The organism is Flexivirga oryzae (genome assembly GCF_014190805.1).
GTDB classification, from domain to species: domain Bacteria; phylum Actinomycetota; class Actinomycetes; order Actinomycetales; family Dermatophilaceae; genus Flexivirga; species Flexivirga oryzae.
Window position 1 is genome coordinate 2,293,831 of record NZ_JACHVQ010000001.1, and the last position, 24,376, is coordinate 2,318,206.

At 69.2% G+C, this 24,376-nt stretch carries 19 protein-coding genes and 4 tRNA genes; 9 read left to right on the forward strand and 14 right to left on the reverse strand.

What is annotated here, in order from left to right:
* Positions 1-61: 61 nt before the first annotated feature.
* The 5 genes from FHU39_RS10845 to FHU39_RS10865 all read right to left on the reverse strand — a co-directional run bounded on the left by FHU39_RS10845 (position 62) and on the right by FHU39_RS10865 (position 1,673).
* Positions 62-136: transfer RNA gene (locus FHU39_RS10845), tRNA-Val, on the reverse strand.
* Positions 137-159: 23 nt separating this feature from the next.
* Positions 160-232 (reverse strand) — tRNA-Gly (locus tag FHU39_RS10850).
* Between the two features lie 109 nt (positions 233-341).
* Positions 342-412: transfer RNA gene (locus FHU39_RS10855), tRNA-Cys, on the reverse strand.
* Between the two features lie 49 nt (positions 413-461).
* Positions 462-534: transfer RNA gene (locus FHU39_RS10860), tRNA-Gly, on the reverse strand.
* 41 nt (positions 535-575) lie between these two features.
* Positions 576-1,673 (reverse strand): YihY/virulence factor BrkB family protein, encoded by a 1,098-nt coding sequence (locus FHU39_RS10865; RefSeq protein WP_343065819.1) that lies wholly within the window; start codon positions 1,671-1,673, stop codon positions 576-578.
* Positions 1,674-1,767: 94 nt separating this feature from the next.
* Here FHU39_RS10865 and glgX point away from each other — a divergent pair, with 94 nt between their 5' ends.
* Entirely contained in the window at positions 1,768-3,885 is a 2,118-nt protein-coding gene (glgX, locus tag FHU39_RS10870; RefSeq protein ID WP_183320348.1) for a glycogen debranching protein GlgX, read from the forward strand.
* Between the two features lie 90 nt (positions 3,886-3,975).
* Here glgX and FHU39_RS10875 read toward each other — a convergent pair whose 3' ends face one another.
* Entirely contained in the window at positions 3,976-4,842 is an 867-nt protein-coding gene (locus FHU39_RS10875) for a PPK2 family polyphosphate kinase (protein WP_183320349.1), read from the reverse strand.
* Between the two features lie 70 nt (positions 4,843-4,912).
* On the opposite strand from FHU39_RS10875, the gene FHU39_RS10880 reads away from it, so the two are divergent.
* Together FHU39_RS10880 and FHU39_RS10885 are read left to right on the forward strand one after the other, a co-directional pair.
* Positions 4,913-6,703 (forward strand): ATP-binding cassette domain-containing protein, encoded by a 1,791-nt coding sequence (locus tag FHU39_RS10880; protein WP_183320350.1) that lies wholly within the window; start codon positions 4,913-4,915, stop codon positions 6,701-6,703.
* Positions 6,700-8,424 (forward strand): ABC transporter ATP-binding protein, encoded by a 1,725-nt coding sequence (locus FHU39_RS10885; protein ID WP_183320351.1) that lies wholly within the window; start codon positions 6,700-6,702, stop codon positions 8,422-8,424. The genes FHU39_RS10880 and FHU39_RS10885 overlap by 4 nt, the downstream gene beginning before the upstream one ends.
* A gap of 22 nt (positions 8,425-8,446) precedes the next feature.
* On the opposite strand, the gene FHU39_RS10890 is transcribed toward FHU39_RS10885, so the two are convergent.
* Complete coding sequence (locus tag FHU39_RS10890; RefSeq protein ID WP_221185232.1) at positions 8,447-9,598, reverse strand: alpha/beta hydrolase family protein; 1,152 nt, start codon at positions 9,596-9,598, stop codon at positions 8,447-8,449.
* Between the two features lie 36 nt (positions 9,599-9,634).
* Between FHU39_RS10890 and FHU39_RS10895 the strand changes: the two genes are divergently transcribed.
* Complete coding sequence (locus tag FHU39_RS10895; protein ID WP_183320352.1) at positions 9,635-10,696, forward strand: ATP-dependent DNA ligase; 1,062 nt, start codon at positions 9,635-9,637, stop codon at positions 10,694-10,696.
* Here FHU39_RS10895 and FHU39_RS10900 read toward each other — a convergent pair whose 3' ends face one another.
* Both FHU39_RS10900 and FHU39_RS10905 read right to left on the reverse strand, forming a co-directional pair.
* Positions 10,697-11,773 (reverse strand): DNA polymerase domain-containing protein, encoded by a 1,077-nt coding sequence (locus tag FHU39_RS10900; protein ID WP_183320353.1) that lies wholly within the window; start codon positions 11,771-11,773, stop codon positions 10,697-10,699. It abuts the gene before it with no gap.
* A gap of 12 nt (positions 11,774-11,785) precedes the next feature.
* Positions 11,786-12,901, reverse strand: coding sequence for a 5-methyltetrahydropteroyltriglutamate--homocysteine S-methyltransferase (locus FHU39_RS10905; protein ID WP_183320354.1), 1,116 nt, complete (start codon positions 12,899-12,901; stop codon positions 11,786-11,788).
* 163 nt (positions 12,902-13,064) lie between these two features.
* Here FHU39_RS10905 and FHU39_RS10910 point away from each other — a divergent pair, with 163 nt between their 5' ends.
* Together FHU39_RS10910 and msrB are read left to right on the forward strand one after the other, a co-directional pair.
* Complete coding sequence (locus tag FHU39_RS10910) at positions 13,065-15,458, forward strand: lamin tail domain-containing protein (protein ID WP_183320355.1); 2,394 nt, start codon at positions 13,065-13,067, stop codon at positions 15,456-15,458.
* Between the two features lie 89 nt (positions 15,459-15,547).
* Positions 15,548-15,964 carry a peptide-methionine (R)-S-oxide reductase MsrB gene (gene msrB / locus FHU39_RS10915; RefSeq protein WP_183320356.1) on the forward strand — a complete coding sequence of 139 codons (417 nt, stop codon included), beginning with the start codon at positions 15,548-15,550 and terminating at the stop codon, positions 15,962-15,964.
* Between the two features lie 7 nt (positions 15,965-15,971).
* Here msrB and hemQ read toward each other — a convergent pair whose 3' ends face one another.
* The 3 genes from hemQ to yczR form a co-directional block, all read right to left on the reverse strand.
* Complete coding sequence (gene hemQ, locus FHU39_RS10920; protein ID WP_183320357.1) at positions 15,972-16,685, reverse strand: hydrogen peroxide-dependent heme synthase; 714 nt, start codon at positions 16,683-16,685, stop codon at positions 15,972-15,974.
* A 22-nt stretch (positions 16,686-16,707) separates the two neighbouring features.
* On the reverse strand, positions 16,708-18,084 hold the full coding sequence (hemG, locus tag FHU39_RS10925) for a protoporphyrinogen oxidase (RefSeq protein WP_183320358.1): 1,377 nt from the start codon (positions 18,082-18,084) through the stop codon (positions 16,708-16,710).
* 181 nt (positions 18,085-18,265) lie between these two features.
* Positions 18,266-19,696 (reverse strand): MocR-like transcription factor YczR, encoded by a 1,431-nt coding sequence (gene yczR / locus FHU39_RS10930; RefSeq protein WP_183320359.1) that lies wholly within the window; start codon positions 19,694-19,696, stop codon positions 18,266-18,268.
* A 125-nt stretch (positions 19,697-19,821) separates the two neighbouring features.
* Here yczR and yczE point away from each other — a divergent pair, with 125 nt between their 5' ends.
* Positions 19,822-20,544 carry a membrane protein YczE gene (gene yczE, locus FHU39_RS10935; RefSeq protein WP_183320360.1) on the forward strand — a complete coding sequence of 241 codons (723 nt, stop codon included), beginning with the start codon at positions 19,822-19,824 and terminating at the stop codon, positions 20,542-20,544.
* Here the strand turns inward: yczE and hemE are convergent.
* Together hemE and FHU39_RS24225 are read right to left on the reverse strand one after the other, a co-directional pair.
* The gene (gene hemE / locus FHU39_RS10940; protein ID WP_343065820.1) at positions 20,459-21,502 is read right to left on the reverse strand and encodes a uroporphyrinogen decarboxylase; all 1,044 of its coding nucleotides are present in this window, start codon (positions 21,500-21,502) and stop codon (positions 20,459-20,461) included. The genes yczE and hemE overlap by 86 nt on opposite strands.
* Positions 21,503-21,518: 16 nt before the next feature.
* Positions 21,519-22,358, reverse strand: coding sequence for a DMT family transporter (locus FHU39_RS24225; protein ID WP_246336212.1), 840 nt, complete (start codon positions 22,356-22,358; stop codon positions 21,519-21,521).
* Between the two features lie 127 nt (positions 22,359-22,485).
* Here FHU39_RS24225 and FHU39_RS24230 point away from each other — a divergent pair, with 127 nt between their 5' ends.
* Both FHU39_RS24230 and FHU39_RS10955 read left to right on the forward strand, forming a co-directional pair.
* The gene (locus tag FHU39_RS24230; RefSeq protein ID WP_343065821.1) at positions 22,486-23,073 is read left to right on the forward strand and encodes a DUF3000 domain-containing protein; all 588 of its coding nucleotides are present in this window, start codon (positions 22,486-22,488) and stop codon (positions 23,071-23,073) included.
* Positions 23,070-24,359 carry an HRDC domain-containing protein gene (locus tag FHU39_RS10955; RefSeq protein ID WP_183320363.1) on the forward strand — a complete coding sequence of 430 codons (1,290 nt, stop codon included), beginning with the start codon at positions 23,070-23,072 and terminating at the stop codon, positions 24,357-24,359. The genes FHU39_RS24230 and FHU39_RS10955 overlap by 4 nt, the downstream gene beginning before the upstream one ends.
* Positions 24,360-24,376: the final 17 nt, after the last annotated feature.

Below are 24,376 nucleotides of genomic sequence, written 5' to 3' on the forward strand. Positions count from 1 at the left end.
CCACGCTGAAACGACAAAGGCCCCTGACCTTGCGTTTCCGCAGGTCAGGGGCCTGATGTGATGGTGGACGATACTGGGATCGAACCAGTGACCTCTTCCGTGTCAGGGAAGCGCGCTACCGCTGCGCCAATCGTCCTTATGGCGATATGTCTACCGCAGAGCGGACAACCGGGCTCGAACCGGCGACCTCAACCTTGGCAAGGTTGCGCTCTACCAACTGAGCTATGTCCGCCTGTAAACCCTGACCGCGTTGGCCGGGGCAACGGATCAAAACTCTATCCGACACCCTGCCCAACAACCAAAACGACCCTGTCGGGACGCTTCGGCAGCCATGGTTTGCGAGGTGGAGACGGGATTTGAACCCGTGTAGACGGCTTTGCAGGCCGTTGCCTCGCCTCTCGGCCACTCCACCGTGCGGTCTGGGTCCGCAACCCCGGCAGGGGTTCCGGACCTTCGACCAGAGCGGACAACCGGGCTCGAACCGGCGACCTCAACCTTGGCAAGGTTGCGCTCTACCAACTGAGCTATGTCCGCCTGCAGACGACGTGGAAACCACATCGGCACGCGCCGAAACATTAGCCGATCGCGCGCCGGGAATCCAAACGGGGTTCGTCCTGCGTGGCGTTCTCCCCCGCGACCGAGGGTATGGCGCGCACCGGCGCCTTCCGGGGCGCGTCCTTGCGCGGCACCGCGACCTTGACGCGCACGATCTCCGCCTCCGCGGCCTGTTCCCGCAGCCTGATCACCCCGTCGCCGATCCACTCGATGGCACGCTCACGGACCGGGGTGCGTTCCGGGGCGCTCCACAGCCGCACCGAGGCGGCATTCATCGCCGCTCCGATCAGCACCGCGATGCCGAGGAAGTACAGCCACGTCATCACCACGATCGTGGCCGCGAGCGGGCCGTAGATGCTGGCGCTGTGGTCCCCGATCGACCGCCCGAGGAACCACCGCAGCACCATCGACGCGCCCACCCAGATCACCAGGGTCAACACCGCACCGGGCAGGTGGCGCAGCCACGGCAGCCGGCCGGGCGTCGCGATGTGGAAGAACGTCGCCAGCGTCAGGATCGTGAGTCCGCCGACCAACGGCCAGTAGATGACCATCAGGAAGCGCAGGCCCGGCGGCAGCCAGCTGCTCAGCAGGTCCGGGCCGATGACGATCAGCGGCACCACCGCGGCACCGAAGATCAGCCCCCCGAAGTACAGCGACAGGCTGAGCAGCCGCGCCTTCACGACGCCCCGGTGCCCGCCGTGCCCGTAGATGATCGATGCGGTGTCGAGCATCACGTTCAACGCCCGTGACCCGGACCACAGCGACAGCAGGAAGCCGATGGAGATCACGTCGGGCCGTCCCGCGCTGAGGGCCGACTTGATCGTCGGCATGATGACCTCGCGCAGACTCTGCTCGCTGAGGAAACCGGCGGCGTAGTGCTCGATGTTCGCGGTCACCTGGCCGACGATGTCCGGGCCGAGCCAGTGCCCCAGGTACCCGACGGCACCGAGCAGCCCGAAGATCAGCGGCGGCAGCGACAACAGCGCGAAGAAGCCGGCTTCCGCAGCGAGGCCGGTCACGCGGTACTTCATGCACACCCGGAAGGTGCCGATGGCCAATCGCGCCAGTGCCAACAAACCTGGCACCCGGGACAATTCGCGCCGCAGCGTGGCTTTCACGCCCATCAGCACGCCCGGGGTCGCGCGGTCTCTCCCATCACTTGACCCAAGGTAGCTGGATCGGACCCGAATCCCGTGGACCACAATGCCCTTTATGGAAATTTGGCCGGGCAAGCCCTACCCCCTCGGATCGACGTATGACGGTTCCGGGGTCAACTTCGCACTGTTCTCCGAGATAGCCGACGGCGTCGAGCTCTGCCTGGTCAGCGAGAACCTCGAGGAGACCCGCATCGCGTTGACCGAGGTCGACGGTCACGTCTGGCACGGCTACGTGCCCGGCATACAGCCAGGTCAGCGGTACGGCTACCGCGTCCACGGGCCGCACAATCCCCCCGACGGCGACCGCTGCAACCCCGCCAAACTGCTGCTCGACCCCTATGCCAAGGCGTTCGACGGGCAGGTCGACGGCGACGAGTCGCTGTTCAGCTACCGCTTCGACGACCCCGACGCGTTCAACGACGACGACTCGCTCGGCCACACCATGCTGTCGGTGGTCGTCAACCCGTTCTTCGACTGGGGACACGACCGGCCGCCGCGGCACGAATACCACGAGAGCGTCATCTACGAGGCGCACGTCAAGGGCCTGACCATGACCCACCCGGACGTCCCGGAGGACATCCGCGGGACGTATGCCGCCCTCGCGCACCCGGCGATCATCGACCACCTCACCGAACTCGGCGTCACCGCGGTCGAGCTCCTGCCGGTGCACCAGTTCGTCCAGGACAGCAGCCTCACCGAGCGCGGCCTGCGCAACTACTGGGGTTACAACACGATCGGCTTCCTGGCACCGCACAACGAGTACGCCGCGCACGGCACCGACGGCCAGCAGGTCAGCGAGTTCAAGGCGATGGTCAAGGCGCTGCACGAGGCGAACATCGAGGTCATCCTCGACGTCGTCTACAACCACACCGCCGAGGGCAGCGACCTCGGGCCGACACTCGCCTTCCGTGGCATCGACAACGCCTCCTACTACCGGCTGGTCGACGAGGACAAGTCGCACTACTACGACACGACGGGCACCGGCAACAGCCTGCTGATGCGCAATCCGCACGTGCTGCAGCTGATCATGGACTCGCTGCGCTACTGGGTGCAGGAGATGCACGTCGACGGGTTCCGCTTCGACCTGGCCGCGACCCTGGCCCGGCAGTTCCACGAGGTCGACAAGCTGTCGGCGTTCTTCGACATCATCCAGCAGGACCCGGTCATCTCCCAGGTCAAGCTGATCGCCGAACCGTGGGACCTCGGCGACGGCGGCTACCAGGTCGGCAACTTCCCACCGTTGTGGACCGAGTGGAACGGCAAGTACCGCGACACCGTGCGCGACTTCTGGCGCGGCGAACCGTCCACGCTCGGCGAGTTCGCCTCGCGGCTCAGCGGATCCAGTGACCTCTACGCGCACTCCGGCCGCCGCCCGATCGCGTCGATCAACTTCGTCACCGCCCACGACGGCTTCACGCTACGCGACCTGGTGTCCTACAACGACAAGCACAACGACGCCAACGGCGAGGGCGGCCAGGACGGCGAGAGCCACAACCGCTCGTGGAACTGCGGTGTCGAGGGCCCGACCGACGATGCCGGGATCAACGAGCTGCGGGCCCGCCAGCAGCGCAACTTCATCGCGACCCTGCTGCTGAGCCAGGGTGTGCCGATGCTGTCGCACGGCGACGAACTGTGTCGCACCCAGCAGGGCAACAACAACGCGTACTGCCAGGACAACGACATCTCCTGGATCGACTGGGAGCTGGACGACACCGAACTGTCCCTGCTCGACTTCACCCGCAAGGTCATCGCGCTGCGCCGGGACCACCCCAACTTCCGTCGTCGGCGGTTCTTCGAGGGCGACGCCGGTCACGGCGGCACCAGCGACCAGGGCGACATCGAGTGGTACTCCCCCAGCGGCACCGAGATGAACGAGCTGGACTGGCGCAACGGGTACGCCCGCACGCTCACGGTGTTCCTCAACGGTCGCGCCTTCAGCGCGCCGGACGAGCGCGGGCAGGAGGTCGTCGACGACCACTTCCTGCTGTTGTTCAACGGGCATTACGAGCCGGTCGAGTTCACCGTCCCGGACGGCCTGTATGATGGCAAGTGGCAGATCGCCCTGGCGACCGCCGAAGACGGGACGAGCGCCGACGCGGCGTACGACCCGGGGGCGGCGCTCGACGTCCCCAGCCGGTCGATGGTGGTGCTGCAGGCAACCGTGGCCGACTGACCTCGACAGGCTCGGCCACCTCGACAAGGTCGTTGAGCCCGTCGAAACGCCACCAGTGACCTCGACAGGCTCGGCCACCTCGGCGGGCGCTCAGGTCGCCGCCAGTCGCTCCTGCTGCTCCGCAACGTCGAAGTCGGCCGGCGGCCACGGTGCGTGCAGCTCGCGAAGTTTGTCCAGCAGCAGCTGGTGCACCGCCAGCCGGGCATACCACTTGTGGTCGGCCGGGACCACGTGCCAAGGGTTTTCGTCGGTGGAGGTCTTGTCCAGCACCGCCTGGTACGCCTCCTGGTAGTCGCCCCAGTGCTCGCGCTCGTCGATGTCCCCAGGGTTGAACTTCCAGTACTTGTCCGGCCGGTCCAGTCGCTCGGCAAGGCGCGCCCTCTGCTCCTGCGGTGAGATGTGCAGCATCACCTTGACCAGGTGGATCCCCTTGTCGTTGCAGGACTCCTCGAAGCTGTTGATCTCCGCGTAGCGGCGGCGCCATACCTTCGGCGGCACGAGGTCGTGGACCCGCACCACCAGCACGTCCTCGTAGTGCGACCGGTCGAACACGCCGATGTTGCCCGGCGGCGGCAACTGCTTGCGGATCCGCCACAGGAAGGGGTGCTCGCGCTCCTCCTTGGTCGGAACCTTGAAGGCGTGGATCGAAACCCCTTGGGGGTCAACAGCGCCCACGACATGCCGCAGGATGCCGCCCTTGCCGGCGGTGTCCATGCCCTGCAGCACCAGCAGCACGGAGGGGCCGTCGCCGTCGCGTCCGCCGGCGTACAGCCGCTCCTGCAGGTCGTCGATCTCGGCCCGGGACGCGTCCATCGCCCCGACCGAGTCCTTCTTGGAGCCGGCATACCCGGGTGTCGACCGCGGGTCGACGTCGGACAACACGAAGCCCGGTTTCACCCGAACGGCGTTCCCGATCGCAGCGGCGGACGTGGCCTTGGCACCATGCTTCTTCGGCATGCTGCATCATGACACACGAGCGGTCGAGGTTAGCCTTACCTAACTAACTGTCGAGGGATGGAGACCCTTCGTGCCCATCGATCACGACACGCGTTGGCTGCGCACGCTCATCGCACCGGTCCGACACCGTGTCACCTTCGCCGCAGCACTCGAAGCGGTCAGCAGTGTCGCGCAGGTCATTCCCGCGATCGCCGCCGTCGAGATCGCCCGGCGGCTCGTCCACGACGGTGCCGGTGCCGCCGTGTGGTGGTGGACCGCGGTCGCGGCTGCCGGACTCGTCACGGCCCTGGCCTGCGGCACGGCTGCCTCGGTGATCGCCCACCTCTCCGACGCCGACCTCGGCCTGCACCTACGGCTGCGCATCACTCAGCACATCGCGCGGCTGCCGCTGGGCTGGTTCTCCTCCAGGGCCGCGCAGCAGGTTCAGACCCTCGTGCAGGACGACGTCGCCGGACTGCACGAGGACGTCGCACATGCCCGACCCGAGCTGATCGGATCGATCACCGGATCGGTCACGATCCTCTGTTACCTGCTGTACGCCGACTGGCGGTTGGGCGTGATCACGATCGTGCTGGTGACCTTCGGGCAGCTCATCCGCCGGCACCTCGGCGCGGCCATCATCGAGCCGTTCGCCAAGGTCGCCGCAGCAGCTGGGCGAATGAGCGCCGCCGCAGTCGAACTCGTGCACGGAGTGGTCGAATCCAAGGTCTTCGCCACGGGCACGACGGCACGGTCCGGCGCCGCACGACACTTCCGGGACGCAGCCGACGAATTCATCGAGATCGACGAGAGTCTGACGAGGACCTTCGCGACCAAGCGAGCCTGCACCCGCGCGACGGTGGCCGCACCGACCGTCACCCTCGTGCTGCTCGCGGTGACGGTGCTGCTGGAGAACGCCGCCTCCGTCGACCCGGTCGATGTCGTGGCCTTCCTGCTGCTCGGGCTGGCACTCTTCGACTCCTCGGCCGACCTCTACTTCTACGTGGTCTTCCCCGCCCTGCAGCTCACCGTGCCGAACCAGCGCAAAGGTCCTGCCATGGCCGGACGGATCGGCGCCCTGCTGGATCAGCCTCCGCTGACCGAGCCGGACCCTCCCGCCCAACTGCCCGCGCCACGCATCTCGGGCGGGCGAACGGTGCGGTTCGACGCCGTCGATTTCAGTTACGACGGAGAACGCAACGTCCTGCGCCACCTCGACCTCGAGCTCGCTCCGGGGACGGTCACCGCGCTCGTCGGTCCCTCCGGTGCCGGAAAGTCGACGGTCGGCCAGCTGCTCGCCCGCTTCTACGATCCGGCGGCCGGCCAGATCACCATCGACGGGGTCGCACTCAGCCTTCTGTCGACCGAGCAGCTCTACCGCACAGTCGGATTCGTCTTCCAGGACGTGCAGCTGCTGCGTGCCTCGATCCGCGACAATCTCGTCCTCGGCCGCCAGGGCGCAACCGACGCGCAGGTCGAGCGCGTCGCCCGCGCCGCCGCGATCCACGATCGCATCATGAGCCTGCCCGACGGCTACGACACCGTCATCGGCGAAGGCATCAGCCTCAGTGGCGGTGAACGCCAACGCCTTTCGATCGCGCGGACGCTGCTGGCCGACACCCCGGTGCTCGTGCTCGACGAGGCAACGGCATCCGCGGATCCGGAGTCGGAGGCCGCCATACAGGACGCACTGTCCGTCCTGACGAAGGGACGCACCCTCCTGGTCGTCGCACACCGCTTGCACACCGTCGTGGACGCCGACGTGATCGCAGTCCTGGACAGCGGGACCGTGATCGAGCAAGGCACCCACCACACATTGTTGGACCGAGGGGGCTCCTACGCCTCGTTGTGGAACGCTCAACACGAACGGGTCGGCGCATGATCGGCATGGTGATCGGGCTGCTCGGCCACCGCCGCCAGGTGCTGACGTTGTGCGTGATGAGCGCCCTCAGTGCCGTGTTGCAGGGCGCGGCGCTCGCACTCGGCATTCCGGTGCTGCGAGAGTCGCTACGGCACGACCCTGGCGCGGCCGCCCGGTGGCTGCTGCCGCTGCTCGCGGTGGTCCTCTTCTACTGGCTCACCTACGCGGTCGCCGAGAACGTCGGCTCCAGCATGCAGCCACCACTGCGCGGGAGATTGTTCGACCTGCTGTCCGACAAGATCCTGCAGCTGCCGCTCGGCTGGTTCGACGGCACGCGTCCCGGGCAACTCACGACGCTCATCTCCCGAGCCGGCACCACGACTCAGCTGGCGGTGTCCGCAGTGCTGACGATGTCGGGCGCACTCCTCCCGCCGTTGGCCGTCGTGGTCGGACTGGCGGTGTTCGCCTGGCCGATCGCGCTGACCGTGGCGATCGTGGCACCGCTCATACTCCTGGTGCAGATCGCCACGACTGCGCCGACCGCGCGCTCCGAGGCGAAGGAGGCCATGGCGGAGGCAGAGGCCGGCTCGCGGATCATCGAATTCACCCACGCGCAGCAGCCACTGCGGGTGAGCGCCCGCGCGGACAAGGGGCTGAGATCGGTTGAAAAGGCTCTGCGGGAACGGCATTCAGCCGCCCGGCAGCACATCTTGCGCACCGCGCTGCTGCTCAAGGTCTCCGGACTGGCGGTCTACCTCGGGTATCTCGCGGTCCTGGTGGTGACGGTGCTGCTCTCGGCCCACAGCAACATGGACGCACCCACCCTGGTTGCGGCGATGGCTTTCGCGATCTGGACGCTGCGCCCGATCAGCGACCTGCCGGGCGCCGTACTCGTCTGGCAGTCGACCCGTCGTTCCCTGCAGTCGATCAAGGATGTCCTCGACGAGCCGACACTCCCGGAACCCACGGTCGACGACGCTCCCCTCCCGGGTGTGCCCCTCGTCCAGCTGTCCGACGTCACCTTCACCTATGACGGAGGCACCGCCGCGGTTCGACAGGTCGAGCTGACCGTGCCGACCAACTCGATGACCGCGCTGGTGGGACGATCCGGCTCGGGGAAGTCCACGCTGCTGCATCTGATCAGCCGATTCTGGGACGTCACCGACGGGAGGGTGCTGATCGAGGGGGTCGACGTCCGCAACATGTCCACCGCGACCCTGATGTCGAAGATCTCGATCGTCCCCCAGGACGTGTATCTCTTCGACGACACCATCGAAGCCAACATCCGCGTCGGCCGACCGGACGCATCGGCAGCGGAGTTCGCAGCAGCCTGCCGCCGCGCACAGGTGGACGCCATCGTCGACGAGCTGCCCGACGGCTGGCAGACCCGTGTCGGAGCAGGCGGAACGCTGCTGTCCGGCGGGGAGCGGCAGCGTGTTGCGATCGCCCGCGCACTGCTGAAGGATGCTCCGCTGGTGCTGCTGGACGAGGCCGCCTCCGCACTCGACGCGCACAACGACGCCGCCATCACCGCCGCGCTGGGCCAACTGCGGCAGCACCGCACCGTCATCGTCGTCGCCCACCGACTGGAGACGCTGACCGACGCCGATCAGATCGTCGTCCTCGACGACGGGCTGGTGGCAGAGACCGGCACACCTGCCGATCTGCTCGCGAGGGACGGGCTCTTCGCCGCGCTGTGGCACGAGCGCGAGCGCGCACGGGGCTGGCGCCTGACGAGCTGACGACCAGTTCGCCGGGCTGCGGTCAGGCGGCGCAGAAGTCGCGCACCACCTGCTCCCAGCGCGCCGGATCGACATTCCACTCGCGGCAGTGGCGTGCCACGTCCCAGGTCTCCAGCTGCACCAGGTCGGGCCGGGCCGCGGCCAACGCCGCCGACGGTGCGTAGGGTACGAATTCGTCGACCGCAGAATGGATCAGCAGCATCGGACGGGTCAGTTCGTCGGACCTCGCCACCCAGTTCGTCTGACGGATGTCGACCGGTTCGGCCAGCCCGGCGAGCGCTCGGCGCAGCGGGCCGCGCAGCAGATTGGCACCCACTCGCGACACGAGCCGCGGCAGCCGGTGCTCCCCGGCGTGGAAGTCCAGCACCGGCGCCCAGTCGACCACCGGGGAGTCCAGGACGACCCGGGAGACCAGCTCGGCGGTCCAGGACCGGTCGAGCAGCTGCAGCACGACCGCGGCGCCCATGGACCAGCCGAACAGCTGCACCTCCCGGGCGCCGTGCTGGGCGGCATACACCAGGGCGGCCTCGACGTCGGCCCACTCGGTGAGGCCGAGGTGGTAGCGGTGATCGGCCGATCGCGGCGCACCGATGTCGTTGCGATAGGTCGGTATGACGCTGCTGATCCCCAACTCTTGCAGGACCGGCACCGCCCGCAGCGTCTCGCCGCGCAGTGCCCCACGGCCGTGGACGAGCACCGCCCACCGGTCGCTGCCCGGGACCCGGTCGACCCAGGCCGGTGCGGGGCCCAGTGGCGTGTCGATGACGGTCTCGTCCAACGCGACCGGCAAGGAGGTGGCGGGCGGCCCGCAGAAGTAGTAGCCGTTGAAGCGTGCCTTGCCGGTCCGCAGCGACCCGAAATCGACGCCGTCAACGCGGCGGGTCACCCGATCCGCGTCGACGTCGAGCACGTCGCCGAGTCGCACGTGGGTGTCGAATCCGTTCTGCCACAGGCCGTACCGACCCGGAGCGATCGACTCCTCGGTGCTGGCGAACACCACATGGTCGCCGCCGACCTCGAGCACCGGCACGTCGTCGACGTGCACCACGGGTGTCACGATCTGCCGGGCGAAGTAGCCGGACACACCGACCGTCCCGCCGCCGACCGCCGCGGTCACCCCCGCGGTGACCCCGGTCGTCGGCGCGATGGCGCGACGTAACACGTGTGTCTTCACCCGCCCATCGTCGCAGGTCGCAGGCACAATGGCCGGATGGACCTGCCGCTGGAGATGCCCATCACACCCATGCTCGCCAAGGCAACACCTGCCGTTCCCGCCGCCGACAGCGTCGACGGTGGCTTCCTCTACGAGCCGAAGTGGGACGGCTTCCGCTGCATCGTGCTCCGGGACGGCGACGACGTCGAGCTGGCCTCACGCGGCTCCAAGCCGCTGACCCGCTACTTCCCCGAGCTGGTCGACGCGGTCCGTGCGCAGCTGCCCGACAGGTGCGCCCTGGACGGGGAGGTCGTCGTCCGCACCGGTGAGCAGGGCGCGGCGAGACTGGATTTCGAGGCGCTCGGCCAGCGCATCCACCCTGCCGACTCCCGGGTCCGCAAGCTGTCCGTCGAGACACCGGCGGAGGTCATCTTCTTCGACGCGCTCGTCGTCGACGGCAGGTCCCTGCTGGACGAGCCGTTCGAGCGGCGACGTCACGCCCTCGAGCACGCCCTGCGCTCGGTCGGTGCACCCTTCCACCTCACCCGGGTGACCGACGATGCGGCGGTCGCCCAGGACTGGTTCAACCGGTTCGAGGGCGCCGGCCTGGACGGCGTGGTCGCCAAGGCCAAACGCTCCACCTACCAGCCCGGCAAACGCACGATGATGAAGATCAAGCACACCCGCACCGCCGACGCGGTGCTGCTCGGCTACCGGATCCACAAGAGCGGCAACGGAGTCGGGTCGCTACTGCTCGGCATGTATGACGACGACGGCAACCTCCGGAACGTCGGCGGCATCGTGTCGTTCACCGCCAAGCGACGTGTGGAGCTCATCGACGAGCTCGCACCGCTCGTCGAGCGGGACGACGAAGGGGACGCCGTACACGGCGCCACCGACCGGTCCCGGTTCAGCAGCAACAAGGACGTCTCGTTCGTGCGGCTGCGCCCGGAGCGTGTGGTCGAGGTGAAGTTCGACCAGTTGGAGGGCTACCGCTTCCGGCACGGCGTGACGTTCCTGCGGTGGCGGCCCGACCGGGAGCCGGAGTCGTGCCAGCTGTCGCAGGTCGACCGTGCGGCGGCATACGACCTGGACGACGTGCTGACCACCGGCGAGTAGCTACTCCACCCGATTGCCGTCGGCGTCCCAGTGCTCGGCGACCTTCTTGCTGGGCTGCACACGGGGCGGCTCCCCGGGCATTTTCGGGTAGTCGGGCGGGAAGTTGAGCTCGCCACCGGGCAACGTCTCCCACAGGTGCAGCAGCGGTTCGAGCGAGTATGCCGTGTCGTCCATCTCGGCCCACGGGTCACCGTCGGCCAGCAGGTCGGGCACGGTCACCAGGTTGAAGTCACGCGGGTCCGTCAGCTGCGCCAGCTGCTGCCAGGTCATCGGGGTGCTGACCGGCGCCCCTGGCCGCGCGCGCAGCGACCACGCGGACGCGATCGTGCGGTCCCGGTTGTTCTGGTTGAAGTCGACGAAGATGCGCTCGCCGCGCTCCTCCTTCCACCAGCTGGTGGTCACTCCCCCGTCGCGGCGCTCCAGCTCGCGGCCGAATCCGATGGCGGCGTGGCGCAATTCCTCGAACGACCACCGTGGCTCGATACGCACGTAGACGTGGATCCCGCGGTTGCCGCTGGTCTTCGGGAACCCGCGCATCCCCAGCTCCTCCAGCAGCTCCCGCGCCACGTCCGCCACCCGCTGGGCGTCCGCGAACGATGTGCCGGGCTGCGGGTCGAGGTCGATGCGCAACTCGTCCGGATGGTCGACGTCGGGTCGGCGGACCGGCCACGGGTGGAACGTCAACGTGCCCATGTGCGCGGCCCACACGAACGACGCCGGCTCGGTCGGGCACAGCTCTTGGGCGGTGCGCCCGCTCGGGAACGTCACACCCACGGTTTCGATGAAATCCGGTGCGCCACGGGGCAATCGCTTCTGGTAGAAGCCGTCGCCGTCGTCGCCATACCCGGTCGACAGGCGCATGCCATCCCGGTAGCCGTCCGGCCACCGCTCCATCGCGGTCGGCCGCTCACCGGCTGCCCGCAGCAACGCGTCCCCGACCGTCGCGAAGTATTCGCAGACCTGCACCTTGCTGATCTCGGGGGTCCGCTCGGTCGCCTGGTAGATCACCCGGTCGGGACTGGAGACACGCACTTCCCGGTCGCCGACGGCAACCTGCACGGCAGGGGTCTTGGCCATGACGTCAGTCTGTCAGCCGCCCCAGACGGTCGAGGCGAGTTCGACGACTTCACGAACCTTGCCCCACTGCTCGTCCTCGGTGAGGATGTTGCCCTCCTCGGTCGAGGCGAACCCGCACTGGGTGGAGATGGCAAGTTGTTGCAGTGGAACGAATTTCGCCGCCTCCGCGATGCGCGCACGGACGGCGTCCGGGTCCTCGAGTTCGCCGGACTTGGAGGTGATCAGACCGAGCACGACGGTCTGATCGCCCTTCGGGAAGAACCGCAGCGGCTCGAAGCCGCCGGCCCGCTCGGAGTCGTACTCCAGGAAGAACCCGTCGTACGGCACGGCGAAGAGGTCCTGCGCGACCGGCTCGTAGCCGCCCGACGCGATCCAGGTGGAGCGGAAGTTGCCACGGCACACGTGGGTGGTGATCACCAGGTCGTCGGGCTTGTCGGCGAGGACCCGGATCAGGATGTCCCGGTAGCGTTTGCCGATGCCATCGGTGTCGATCTCCCGCTCGGTGCGCGCCCGCTCGAGTTCGGCGTCGCTGCACAAGTAGGCCCAGACGGTGTCGTCGAGCTGCAGGTAGCGGGCACCTTCGGCATAGAACGCCGCGATCGCATCGCGGTAGGTCTGCACGAGGTCGTCCACGTACGAGTTGCGATCGGGATACTCCGGCGCTGCCAGGTTGGCCGGCTCGACGCGGAAATCCAGCACGGTCGGCGACGGGATGGAAAACTTCGGTTGCACGCCGTGGGCCTCGGCAACCGACTTCAGGTAGCGGAAATGCTCCAGCATCGGGTGATCGGACGGAAAGCCCAGCCGGCCCTCGATGCGCACGCCGAGCGCCTTGGTCGTCGCGCCCTGGAACGGCAGGCTGTGGTCGAGCTCGACGAGTGACACCCCGTCGAGACCGCCCAGGAAGTCGAAATGCCACCAGGACCGGCGGAATTCACCGTCGGTCACCGCCTCGAGGCCGGCCTGCGCCTCCTCCGCGACCAGCGCGGCGATCTGCTCGTCCTCGACCTTGCGCAAACCGTCGGCGGACAGGTCACCCGCCTCGTATGCCGCCCGCGCGGACTTGATCGGATCAGGACGCAGGAAGGAGCCCACGATGTCGGCCCGGTACGGAGGATTGACACTCATGCTCATCGACCCTAGTCACCGACGGCCACACGCTGCCGGGCCGACGCGAACAAATTCAACAGTTCGTCACCCGCGAACACCACCAGGGAGCACCGCGGATCCCTACAGTCCGTAGAACACGCAGCGCGATCGCGCCGCGACGCACCACCCCTGGAAGGTTTCCATGCCACAACGACACACCCGCGTGCGCTTCGTCACGCTCCTCGCAACATCCGCGTTGGCAGTCGGAGGCTCCGTCAGCCTCGCCGCCGCGCCGGCGGCACACGCCGCCTCCACCTCCGTGCTGATCTCCGCCGTCTACGGCGGCGGCGGCAACAGCGGAGCGCCGTACCAGAACGACTACATCGAGCTCTACAACACCAGCTCGAGCACGGTCGACCTCAGCAACTGGACACTCACGTACTACTCGGCCGCCGGCAACAGCGGCGGCACCACCACCCTGACGGGTAAGTCGATCGCCGCCGGCGGTCACTTCCTGATCCAGGAGGCCGCCGGTTCCGGCACCGCGGCAGCACTGCCGACCCCGGACGCGACCGGCACGATCAACATGTCCGCCTCGAACGGCAGCGTCGTGCTGCGCAACGACGCAGCCACGGTCGACACCATCGGGTTCGGCGCGGTCACCTCCTCGTATGTCGAGGGCACAGCCGCCCCCGCCATGTCCAACACGACCGCGGACAGCCGCACGACCGGCTGCACCGACACGGACAGCAACGGCACCGACTTCGTCAACGCCGACCCGAACCCGCTCAACTCCACCGCAGCCCTCGGTGTCTGCGGAACCACCGGCAACACACCCCCGCCGCCGACCGGCACACCGTCGAGCATCGAGGAGATCCAGGGCACCGGCTTCCAGTCACCACTGGTCGGCGAGCAGGTCAAGGACGTCACGGGCATCGTCACCGCCAAGAACGGCAGCGCCGGGTTCTGGATCGAATCGGCCACCCCGGACAACGACCCGCGCACCAGTGAGGGCCTCTACGTCTACGGCGGGGCGGGCTCGGTGCAGGTCGGCGACGCCGTCACGGTTGCCGGCAAGGTGTCCGAATACCGCCCGGGCGGGGTCGACAACGGCAACATGACCACCACGGAGCTCGGCAGCCCGAACATCCAGGTGACCAGCACCGGCAACGCGCTGCCCGCACCGATCGTCATCGGGTCGAAGGGGCACGTACCGCCCGCCCAGGTCGTCGAGGCCGGGGACCCCGGCAATGTCGAGACCGCCGGACTGACCCTCGACCCGACGACGAGCGCCCTGGACTTCTGGGAGTCGTTGGAAGGCATGCGGATCCAGGAGAACAACGCCAAGGCGGTCGGGCCGACCGAGACGTCGTACGGCGAGACGCCGATCGTGCCGGCCAACACCAAGCACGTCACCTGGACGCCGGACGGCGGGGTGCTCTACAAGAACTACGACACCCCGAACGCCATGCGGCTGATCCTCTCCGACGCGCTGCTGCCCGCGAACAGCATCGCCCCCGCGAACACGGGCGACACCTACCAGGGAGCGACCGTCGGGGTCCTCGACTACAACTTCGGCAACTACTACCTGATGGCCACCCAGGCCGGTGCGCTGCAACGCGGGAGCACCACGCGTGACGTGGCCAAGCCCGCGAAGAAGAAGCAGGCCGCGGTCGCCACGTTCAACGTCGAGAACCTCGCCCCGACCGACCCGCAGACCAAGTTCGACCGGCTGGCCGGTCAGATCGTGACCAACCTGGCGGCTCCGGATGTCGTTGCGCTGGAGGAGATTCAGGACAACAACGGCGCCACCGACGACGGCACCGTCGACTCCACCCAGACGACGGACAAGCTCATCGCGGCGATCAAGGCCGCGGGCGGGCCGTCATACCAGGCGGTCTGGATCAACCCCGTCAACGACCAGGACGGCGGCCAGCCGGGCGGCAACATCCGCTCGGTCTTCATCTACCGCAGCGACCGCGGCATGACGTTCGTCAACAAGCCCGGTGGCACCTCGACCAACTCGGTCGCGGTCACCGGCAAGGGCAAGTGGGCGTCGATCAACTACTCCCCCGGCCGGATCGACCCGACCAACACCGCCTGGGACGACTCGCGCAAGCCGCTGGTGGGTGAGTTCCTCTGGTGGGGCAAGCCGCTGTTCATCGTCGCCAACCACTTCGACTCCAAGGGCGGTGACGACCCGCTGATGGGCCGCTACCAGCCGCCGCAGCGCTCCTCCGAGGTGCAGCGGCACGCCCAGGCGACCTTGGTGCGCGGCTTCGTGGACCAGTTGCTCAAGGCCAACAAGCACGCCAACATCGTCGTGCTCGGTGACCTGAACGACTTCAACTTCAGCGAGACCGCCAACATCGTCAAGGGACACGGCAAGACGGCGATGACCGACCTCATCGACACCCTGCCGGCGAACGAGCGCTACACCTACGACTACGAGGGCAACAGCCAGGTGCTCGACCAGATCCTGCTCAGCGGTGCGCTGACCAAGAAGTTCGACTACCAGGTCGTGCACACCAACTCGCAGTTCTACGACCAGGATTCCGACCACGACCCGCAGCTGGTGAAGCTGGCCGTGCACTGAGTCCTCCAGCGGCCCCTCCCGGCGGGAACGTCGGGACGGGCCGCTGTGTTGTGCTGTATGACGAATGGCTTCCAGAAAGGATCCGCGACGTGAGCGAGCAGTCGACATACAAGGTGACCAAGTCCGACGAGGAGTGGCGTTCCGCACTGTCGCCCGCGGAGTATGCCGTGCTGCGCGAGGCGGCGACCGAGCGTCCGTTCACCGGCGAGTACAACGACACCGAGACCGAGGGCGTCTACTCGTGCCGCGCGTGCGGTGCCGAGTTGTTCCGCAGCACCACGAAGTTCCACAGCCACTGCGGGTGGCCGTCGTTCTACGCGCCGTCCACGGACGACAACGTGGAGTTGATCCAGGACACCTCGATGGGCATGGTGCGCACCGAGGTCCGCTGTGCCAACTGCGGATCACACCTCGGGCACGTCTTCGAGGGCGAGGGCTACCCGACGCCGACCGATCAGCGCTACTGCATCAACTCGGTGTCGCTGAAGCTCGCGCCCACCGAGTGACGCAGGGTCAGCGCAGCCGGCGTGCGATGTCCGCGATCGGCGTGAGCGGGCCGGTGTAGAACGGGATCTCCACCCGGGTGTGCATGCGTGCCTCGGCGGCGCGCAGATCGCGCATCAGGTCGACGATGCGGTGCAGGTCGTTGGCCTCGAAGGCCAGGATCCACTCGTAGTCGCCGAGGGCGAAGGCCGGCACGGTGTTGGCGCGCACGTCGGGGTAGCCGCGCGCCAGCATGCCGTGGTCCTTGAGCATGGTGCGCCGCTCGGCGTCCGGCAGCAGGTACCACTCGTAGGACCGCACGAACGGGTAGACGCACACGTACTTCTTGGCCTCGGGGTCGACCATGAAGTCCGGCACGTGCGACTTGTTGAACTCCGCCGGGCGGTGCACGGCCACGCTGGACCAGACGGCGTCGAAGCTGCGGCCCAGCTCGGTCAGCTGGAAGCGGTGGTAGGCGTCCTGCAGCGGCTCGATGTCTGCGCTGTGCCACCAGATCATCAGGTCGGCGTCCGCACGGAGACCGCCCACGTCATACGTGCCCCGAACGATGACGTCCTGCGACTCCAGCTCCTTCAGGAAGCGCTCCGCCTCGGCGATGGCCTCCTCGCGTTGCTCGGGTAGCGCACGGGTCGCCTTGAACGCGGAGTACATCGTGTAGCGGATGGTGTCGTTGATCTCGTTGATCGTCCGGGCACCGGGTCGCAGTCGCTCTACGTCGCTCATGCCCCCATTGTCGCTCCCGCCGTCAGCGGTCGGCGAGGAGGGTGAGCACCCGCTCGGCCGCCCGGCGGCCGGTGCCGATGCAGGCGGGTATGCCGACGCCGTCGTATGCCGCCCCTGCCACTTCCACGCCCGGCAGCTCCGCCAGCGCGGCACGCACGGCCGCGATCCGGTCGACGTGGCCGACCGCGTACTGCGGCAGGGCGCCGCCCCAGCGCTGCACGTGCGCCGCGACCGGACGGGGCACCGCGTCGCCGCCGAGCGCGCTGCGCAGGTCCCGGATGCCGACGGCGGCGAGCTCGGCGTCGCTGCGTTGCAGGCTGGCCTCCTCGCCCTGCCGGCCGATCGAGACACGGGCGAACGTCAGCTCGGGTGCGGCCTCCGCCAGCCACGGCCACTTGCTGCTGCTGAAGGTCGATGCCTTGATGCCACGTTCGTCGATCGGTGGCACCAGGAAACCGGAACTTCCTGCGAACGCACGTGATTCGGCGCTCCTGAACGCGTAGGTGACGATCGCCATCGAGGCGTAGTCGATGTCGGCCAGCACCGCCGCCGCTTCCGGGGCGTGCGGTGCGAGCAGCCGTGCGGTCGCTCTCGCCGGCGTTGCGATGACCAGCCCGTCGGCGTCGAGCGTCTCCGGTGCGCGGGTCTCCCCGATCGTCACCTGCCAGCCGGTAGAGGTGCGCGCCACGGCGCGCACGGTCGCCCCGGTGCGCACGGTGACGCCGCGGTCCAGCAGTAGCCGGACGAGGTGTTTGGGCATCGAGCCGAGACCGCCGCGCAGCCCGGCGAACACCGGTGTGCCGGATGTCGCCCTCGCGGCCGCGGCGCGTGCCGCCTCGCTGAGCAGCCGCCTCTGGCGTGCCGCGCTCAGCAGTGCCGGTGCGGTGACGGCAGCGGACAGACGGCGCGCGTGACCGGCATACACCCCACCCAGGAGCGGCTCGACGAGGCGATCGACCACCGCCGAACCCATTGCGGTTTCGACGAGTTCGCCGATCGACAGGTCGTCGGCGGCTGGGACCGATCGTTCGTCACGCAGGCGCTGCAGCTCGTCGGCGGTCAGCAGTGACCCGAGCGAGGACGGGTCACCGGGGACACCGAGCAGGGTGCCGCGCGGCATCGGCTGCAGCGCGCCACGCGTCCACAGGGCGGCGGAGACCGCCGCCGGATGGACCGGCTCGACGTCCAGGTCGGCCAGCAGGTCCAGGCCCTCGGGCCGCCGGGCGAGCATCGACTCGGCGCCGACGTCCACCTGATGTCCGGCCACCGTCGCCAGCCGCAACTTGCCCCCGACCTGCGGCGAACCCTCCAGTACGACGACCTCGTGGCGCGCCAACGACGCCTCCAGCGCCGCTGCCAACCCGCTGATCCCCGCTCCGACGATGACGACCCGTGCCATGACCCCAGCTTGTCAGTCGAGGCAGAATTCGTTGCCCTCCGGGTCCGGCCATCACGATGAAGCCGAGGGACACCGCCGGCTCCGGCTCGGCGCGACGCAGCCGGGAGGCCCCGAGCCCACTGCCGAGAGGCCCAGCAAATCTCGACAGGCCCAGAAATTCCGGCCCGAATGCGCGGTTTTACTAGGCCTGTCGGAGTGTTTCTGAGCCTCTCGGCAGGTGGGCGACGTCGGCCCAGGCGTCCGCGATGGCGTCGGCGGCCCGCCGCAGCGTCATCTCGTCGAGTGCGTATGGCGTCCGGATCCACCGCTCCAGGCCACGGCCGTCGACGGCGAAGAGCGACCCCGGCGCCAGCAGCACACCGCGGCGCTCGGCGGCGGCGACCAGCGCCGTCGAACTGTCCCCCGGCAGGTGCCACCACAGGCTCAGCCCACCGGTCGGCACCTCGACCCGCCAGCCGGGGCACCGGTCGGCCAGCCCGAGCAGCGCGTGCCGGGAGTCGGTGAGCCCTCGGCGCGACTCGTCGCTGAGACCGCCCTGCGTGCGCAACAGCTGCCCGACCGCGAGCTGCTCCAGCACCGGGGCGCCGAGGTCCATCGACAGCCGCGCCCGCGCGATCGCACCCACGAGCGCGTGCGGCGCCCGGACCCAGCCGATCCGCAGGCCGGCCCAGAAGGTCTTGGCGGCGCTGCCCACCGTGATGCACCCCGGTGCGTACGCGGCCATCGGCCGGGCCTCGATCGGCCGGTCCAACCAGGTGTCGGCCATCGTCTCGTCGACGACGCCGGTCACCCCGCCGGCCCGCCACATCGCCGCCACCCGGGCGCGCTGCTCGTCGGACCAGACGGCGCCGGTCGGGTTGTGGAAGTCCGGCATCGCCAACATCATTCGCGCACCCGCACGTCGTATGACGCCTGCCACGCCATCCAGGTCGTCGGTGACCAGTGGTGCACCGACGACCCTGGCGCCGGAGTGGTCCAGCGCCCGCACCGAGTTGGGATAGGCGGGGCTCTCGACGATCGCCGGGTCCGCCCGGTGCAGCACGGCCCGGAACACCGCCGCCAGGCCGGCGAGCGCACCGGTCGTGACGATGATCTGATCGGGGTCGGTGGGTACGCCGCGGTCGACATACCGCTGTGCGATCGCTTCGCGCAGCTCCGGGACACCGAGCGGGAAGTAGCCCGCGCCCGCGATGAACGACGGCATCCGCTGCACGGCCCGCTCGTAGGCACGATTCAGCCCGGGTGTCGCCGCCGGGGCCGCACACGTCAGGTCCACGACGCCGTCCGCCGTGGGCTGCAGGGACGCCAGCTCCAACGGCTCGCCACCACCGGCGACGGGACCACCGGGCACCTGCACCACCGTGCCGGATCCCTGCACGGCCGAGGCGTAACCGCGCTCGCGCAGCACGCCGTACGCCCGGGTGACCGTGGTGCGGCTCACCCCCAGTTCGCCGAGCAGCTCGCGCTCGCTCGGCAGCCGGGTCCCGTGCAGCAGCCGGCCGTCGGCAACGAGCTGCCGGATGCCGTCCGCGAGCCACGAGTAGGCCGGGACACCGCCGCCCCGAGGACCCAGCAGGACCGCCAGCCGGCGGGCGGACACTCGACTCTCCATGGCCCCATGGTGGTCACAAGTGGCCGCCTCCGACAAGGCCACAAACCCGCAATTACGCGCAAACCACGCCACTCATACCCAAGTGGCTCTTTTTACCAAGGCCAGTTGTCGCCATCCTGGATCGGGTGAAGCCGACTCTCGCCTCCCTCACCCCGCGCCAGCAACTGCGCGCCGGCCGGCTGCCGGTGCGGCTCGTGCGCCTCTTCACCGGGCTGACCCTCTACGGGATCGCGATAGCACTCTTCGTGCGTGCCGACCTGGGCCTGGACCCCTGGGACGTCTTCCACTACGGAGTCGCCCAGCACCTCGGACTCAACCTGGGTACGACGGTCATCCTCGTCAGCATCCCGGTGCTGCTGCTGTGGATCCCGCTGCGCCAGTGGCCGGGCCTGGGCACGGTCTGCAACGCGATCTGGATCGGCATCGCCACCAATATCGCTCTCGCACTCATCCCGAGCCAGCACTTCATGCCGGTGCGCGCCGTCATGATGCCGGTCGCCGTCGTGATCGAGGCGATCGGCGGTGCGCTCTACATCGGCAGCCAGCTGGGTCCCGGCCCCCGAGACGGCCTGATGACCGGCCTGCACCTGCGCACCGGACTGAGCCTGCGACTCGTCCGCACCTCGATCGAGCTCACCGTGCTCGTGATCGGCTGGCTGCTCGGCGGTGTCGTCGGCATCGGGACCTTGCTGTTCGCCGTCTCGATCGGCCCGTTGACGCAGTTCTTCCTGCGCCACCTGATCGTCCCGCTGGACGAACCGGTCAGCACGACGCCGAGTGCACCAGCTCCACGACCCGCGTCAGCGCGTCCGGATCCGTGCTCGGCAGCACCCCGTGCCCGAGGTTGAAGATGTGCCCGCGAGCCGTCGTGCCCTGGTCGAGGATCTCGCGCACCTTCGCCTCCAGCGGCTCCCACGGCGCGAAGAGCAGCGCCGGGTCGAGGTTGCCCTGCAGGCTGTATGACGCCCCGACGCGTCGCGCCGCCTCGTCGAGCGGCACCCGGTAGTCGACGCCGACCACGTCGGCGCCCGCCTCCCCGATCGCTGCCAACAGCTCGCCGGTGCCCACCCCGAAGTGGATCCGGGGGATGTCGAGGTCGGACACGGCCGCGAGGGCGGCGGCCGAGTGCTGCTGCACGAAGCGCCGGTAGTCCGCGAGCGGGAGTGCACCCACCCACGAATCGAAGAGCTGTATGGCGCTCGCCCCGGCCTCGGCCTGCACTCGCAGGAACGTCCCGGAGATCCGGGCGAGCTTGGCGCACAAGGCATCCCAGACATCGGGGGCGCCATACATCAGCGCCTTGGTGTGCTCATGGTTCTTGGACGGACCGCCCTCCACGAGGTAGCTCGCGAGGGTGAACGGCGCGCCGGCGAAACCGATCAGCGGTGTCCCGCCGAGCTCGGCCGTGATCAGCCGCACGGACTGCGCGATGTCCTCGATCTGGGCGGCGGAGAGCTCGGGCAGCGCCTCGACGTCGGCCGCGGTCCGCACCGGGTGCGCGACCACCGGCCCGACGCCCGGCTTGATGTCGACGTCGATGCCCGCGGCGGCGAGCGGCACGACGATGTCGCTGAAGAAGATCGCGGCATCGACACCGTGCCGGCGCACCGGCTGCAGGGTGATCTCGCAGACCAGCTCCGGCGTGCGGCACGCCTGCAGCATCGGGACGTCGGCGCGCACCTCGCGATATTCGGGCAGCGACCGTCCCGCCTGGCGCATGAACCACACCGGGGTGTGGGACACGGGCAGGCCGCGGGCGGCGCGCACCAGGTTGCTGTCGCGGGGGTCGGGAGCGGGAGCAGTCACGTGCTCGATCTTCGCATCACGACACCACGAGCACGACACCCAGCAGCGCGATCGCGACCCCGGCGCCCTGCACGGGACGCATCCGCTCGTGCAGCACGAACCGCGCGAGCAGCAGGGTCGCCACCGGGTAGAGCGAGGCGAGCACGCTGGCCAGGCTCACCTCCGCGTGCTGGGAGGCGAGGCCGAAGAGGCCCGCCGCGGCCAGGTCGCCGCAGCCGACGAGGAACAGGCCCGGCAGGTCGCGTCGGCCGGGCGATGCACCGGCGGCGAGACGCGGCACCAGGCGCCATACCAGCAGCAGTTCGGTCACGCTGACCAGCCGCATCGCCCACAGCGACGCGACGACACCGCCGTCGGCCGCGCGGTGCAGGCAGTAGAGCGACATGCCGAAACCGAGTGCCGCGCACATCGCGAGCACCACCGGCAGCCGCGAGACGGACCCGGAGAACTCCGGCCCGGCGGCCAGCACCGCGCCACCCATGGCGAGCAACAGTCCGACGCCGACGACCGTGGTCAGCGTGTCACCGGTGAGCAACCCGATCACCACCGGGACGACCGCGCCCAGCGACGCGATCGGCGACACCACCCCCATCGTCCCGACCGACAGCCCCGCGTACAGACAGGTGAGCGCGGCCGCGTTGGCGACCCCGGAGCCCATCCCCCACAACCAGGTGACGCCGTGCGGCCCGCCGGAGGTCAGCAACTGCCCGGCGAACACCACGGACATCACGAGCAGCGACCCGACCTGCGAGGCAGCGACCACCCGCACCGGCGCGAGCCGCTTGCTGAACAGGCCGCCGCCGAAGTCCGCCGAGCCCCACACGACGCTCGAGGCGAGCGCCAGCAAGGCACCCATCAGCCCGCCGTCCCACTCGCCATCGGGGCATCGTCGCACGACCCGTAGGCACCGGATCGGTCGGTATGGCGACCCGCCGCGCCGAGTTCCAGCGATCGAAGGCTTGTACGACCTAGTCTTGGTGGCTGTGGGTACACAAGACCTTGGCGGGGCCACCGCTCCGGAGTTCCAGCAAGCGGTTCGCGCGTTGCAGAACGTGCGGCTGCGGCCGGAGATCCGGCTGACCGAAGTGCCCGCACCCGGCCGGATCGCCCCCTATTCACTGGCCATGACCGCCGACGTGTGCAGCACCATCGGCTCGGAGGAGACCGAGCTGGCCACCGGCCGGTTCGTCGTCCTGCACGACCCGAACTTCCCCGAGCCGTGGGAGGGTTCGTGGCGCCTGGTCACCTTCGTGCGCGCCGAGCTCGAGCCCGAGACCGGCGCCGACCCGCTGCTCGGACAGGTCGGCTGGAGCTGGCTGACCGACTGCCTGCGCGAGGCCGGTGCGGAGTTCCGCGCCGAGGCCGGCACGGTGACGCGGGTGCTCTCGGAGGGTTTCGGTTCGCTGGCCGAGGACGGCAACACCGTCGAGATCGAGATCCGGGCGTCCTGGACACCCAAGGGCCCCAATCTGGGCACGCAGCTTGCGGCGTGGGCCGACCTGTTGTCGACCGTCGCCGGCCTTCCGCCGCTGCCGGAGGGCGTCGTCGCCCTGCCGGGGCAGCGCCGATGACGGAAGCAGCCGAGTCCGACCAGCCCACACCGGATTACCCGGTCCTGGCGAGCCCCGCCGACGGCATACCCGACGTCATCGCCGACGAACGCGCGCTGCAGCGCGCCGCCGACGCGATCGCCGCAGCCGACGGCCCGGTAGCGCTCGACGCCGAGCGCGCCGCCGGCTACCGCTACGGCAGCCGTGCCTACCTGGTGCAGCTGCGCCGCGAGGGCGCCGGCAGTTTCCTCATCGACCCGGTCGCGCTGCCCGACCTCGCCCCGTTGCAGGACGCGGTCGGCGACGCCGAATGGGTGTTGCACGCCGCCACCCAGGACCTGCCGTGCCTCACCGAGCTGGGCATGCACCCACACGCACTGTTCGACACCGAGCTCGGCTCGCGGCTCGCCGGGCTCCCCCGGGTCGGCCTGGCCGCGGTGGTCGAGCACTACCTGGGCATCACCCTCGCCAAGGAGCACTCGGCCGTCGACTGGTCGACGCGTCCCCTGCCCGAGCCGTGGCTGACGTATGCCGCCCTCGACGTGGAGGTGCTCGTCCAGGTCCGGGACAGGCTGCGTGCCGACCTGGAGCAGCAGGGCAAGCTCGACTGGGCGCTGCAGGAGTTCTCGGCGTTGACCTCGTTCACCGGGCCGCCGCAACGCACCGATCCGTGGCGCCGCACCTCCGGGATGCACCGCATCCGCGACAAGCGGGCCATCGCGCGCGTGCGCGAACTCTGGCTGACGCGTGACGCGATCGCGGAGGAGCACGACACGGCCCCCGGCCGGATCCTGCCGGACGCCACGATCGTCGAGTTGGCCAACACCGCGCCGCGCGATCTCGAGGGTGTCCGCAAGGCGGCCGGCGGCCTGCGTGGCGCATCCCGCAGCCGGCTGCGGATCGCCGAGCGCGGGCTGAACCGGTATGCCGACCGCTGGCTCGATGCGATCATCCGCGTGGCCGCGATGGGCACCGCGCAGTTGCCGCCGGCGACCGTTCGCAGCGACGCGCCCCCGCCGCAGCGCACCTGGGCGGACCGCAACCCGGAGGCCGCCGCCCGGCTCGGCTTCGTCCGGGCCCGACTCGGTGATTTCGCCGATGCCCACAACGTCCCGCTGGAGAACCTCATCACACCCGACACGCTTCGCCGTGTCTTGTGGACCCCTCCGAAGACGTTCGACGACAACGGGATTCGCGCGCGACTGGCGGAGCTCGGGGCACGCCCGTGGCAGATCGACCTCGCCGCCCCGCTGATCCTGCAGGCGCCGATGGAGCTGCCACCGGAGACCCCTGTTACTGGCGAGTAACAACGCGGGTTAGAGTC

Coding starts and splice junctions, on each gene's coding strand:
- FHU39_RS10905 (WP_183320354.1), bottom strand. CDS start 12,901: ATGAGTGTCAATCCTCCGTACCGGGCCGACATCGTGGGCTCCTTCCTG.
- FHU39_RS10955 (WP_183320363.1), top strand. CDS start 23,070: ATGACGGAAGCAGCCGAGTCCGACCAGCCCACACCGGATTACCCGGTC.
- hemQ (WP_183320357.1), bottom strand. CDS start 16,685: ATGAGCGACGTAGAGCGACTGCGACCCGGTGCCCGGACGATCAACGAG.
- FHU39_RS10875 (WP_183320349.1), bottom strand. CDS start 4,842: ATGCCGAAGAAGCATGGTGCCAAGGCCACGTCCGCCGCTGCGATCGGG.
- FHU39_RS10895 (WP_183320352.1), top strand. CDS start 9,635: ATGGACCTGCCGCTGGAGATGCCCATCACACCCATGCTCGCCAAGGCA.
- FHU39_RS10910 (WP_183320355.1), top strand. CDS start 13,065: ATGCCACAACGACACACCCGCGTGCGCTTCGTCACGCTCCTCGCAACA.
- hemG (WP_183320358.1), bottom strand. CDS start 18,084: ATGGCACGGGTCGTCATCGTCGGAGCGGGGATCAGCGGGTTGGCAGCG.
- glgX (WP_183320348.1), top strand. CDS start 1,768: ATGGAAATTTGGCCGGGCAAGCCCTACCCCCTCGGATCGACGTATGAC.
- yczR (WP_183320359.1), bottom strand. CDS start 19,696: ATGGAGAGTCGAGTGTCCGCCCGCCGGCTGGCGGTCCTGCTGGGTCCT.
- FHU39_RS10900 (WP_183320353.1), bottom strand. CDS start 11,773: ATGGCCAAGACCCCTGCCGTGCAGGTTGCCGTCGGCGACCGGGAAGTG.
- FHU39_RS24225 (WP_246336212.1), bottom strand. CDS start 22,358: ATGGGTGCCTTGCTGGCGCTCGCCTCGAGCGTCGTGTGGGGCTCGGCG.
- FHU39_RS10885 (WP_183320351.1), top strand. CDS start 6,700: ATGATCGGCATGGTGATCGGGCTGCTCGGCCACCGCCGCCAGGTGCTG.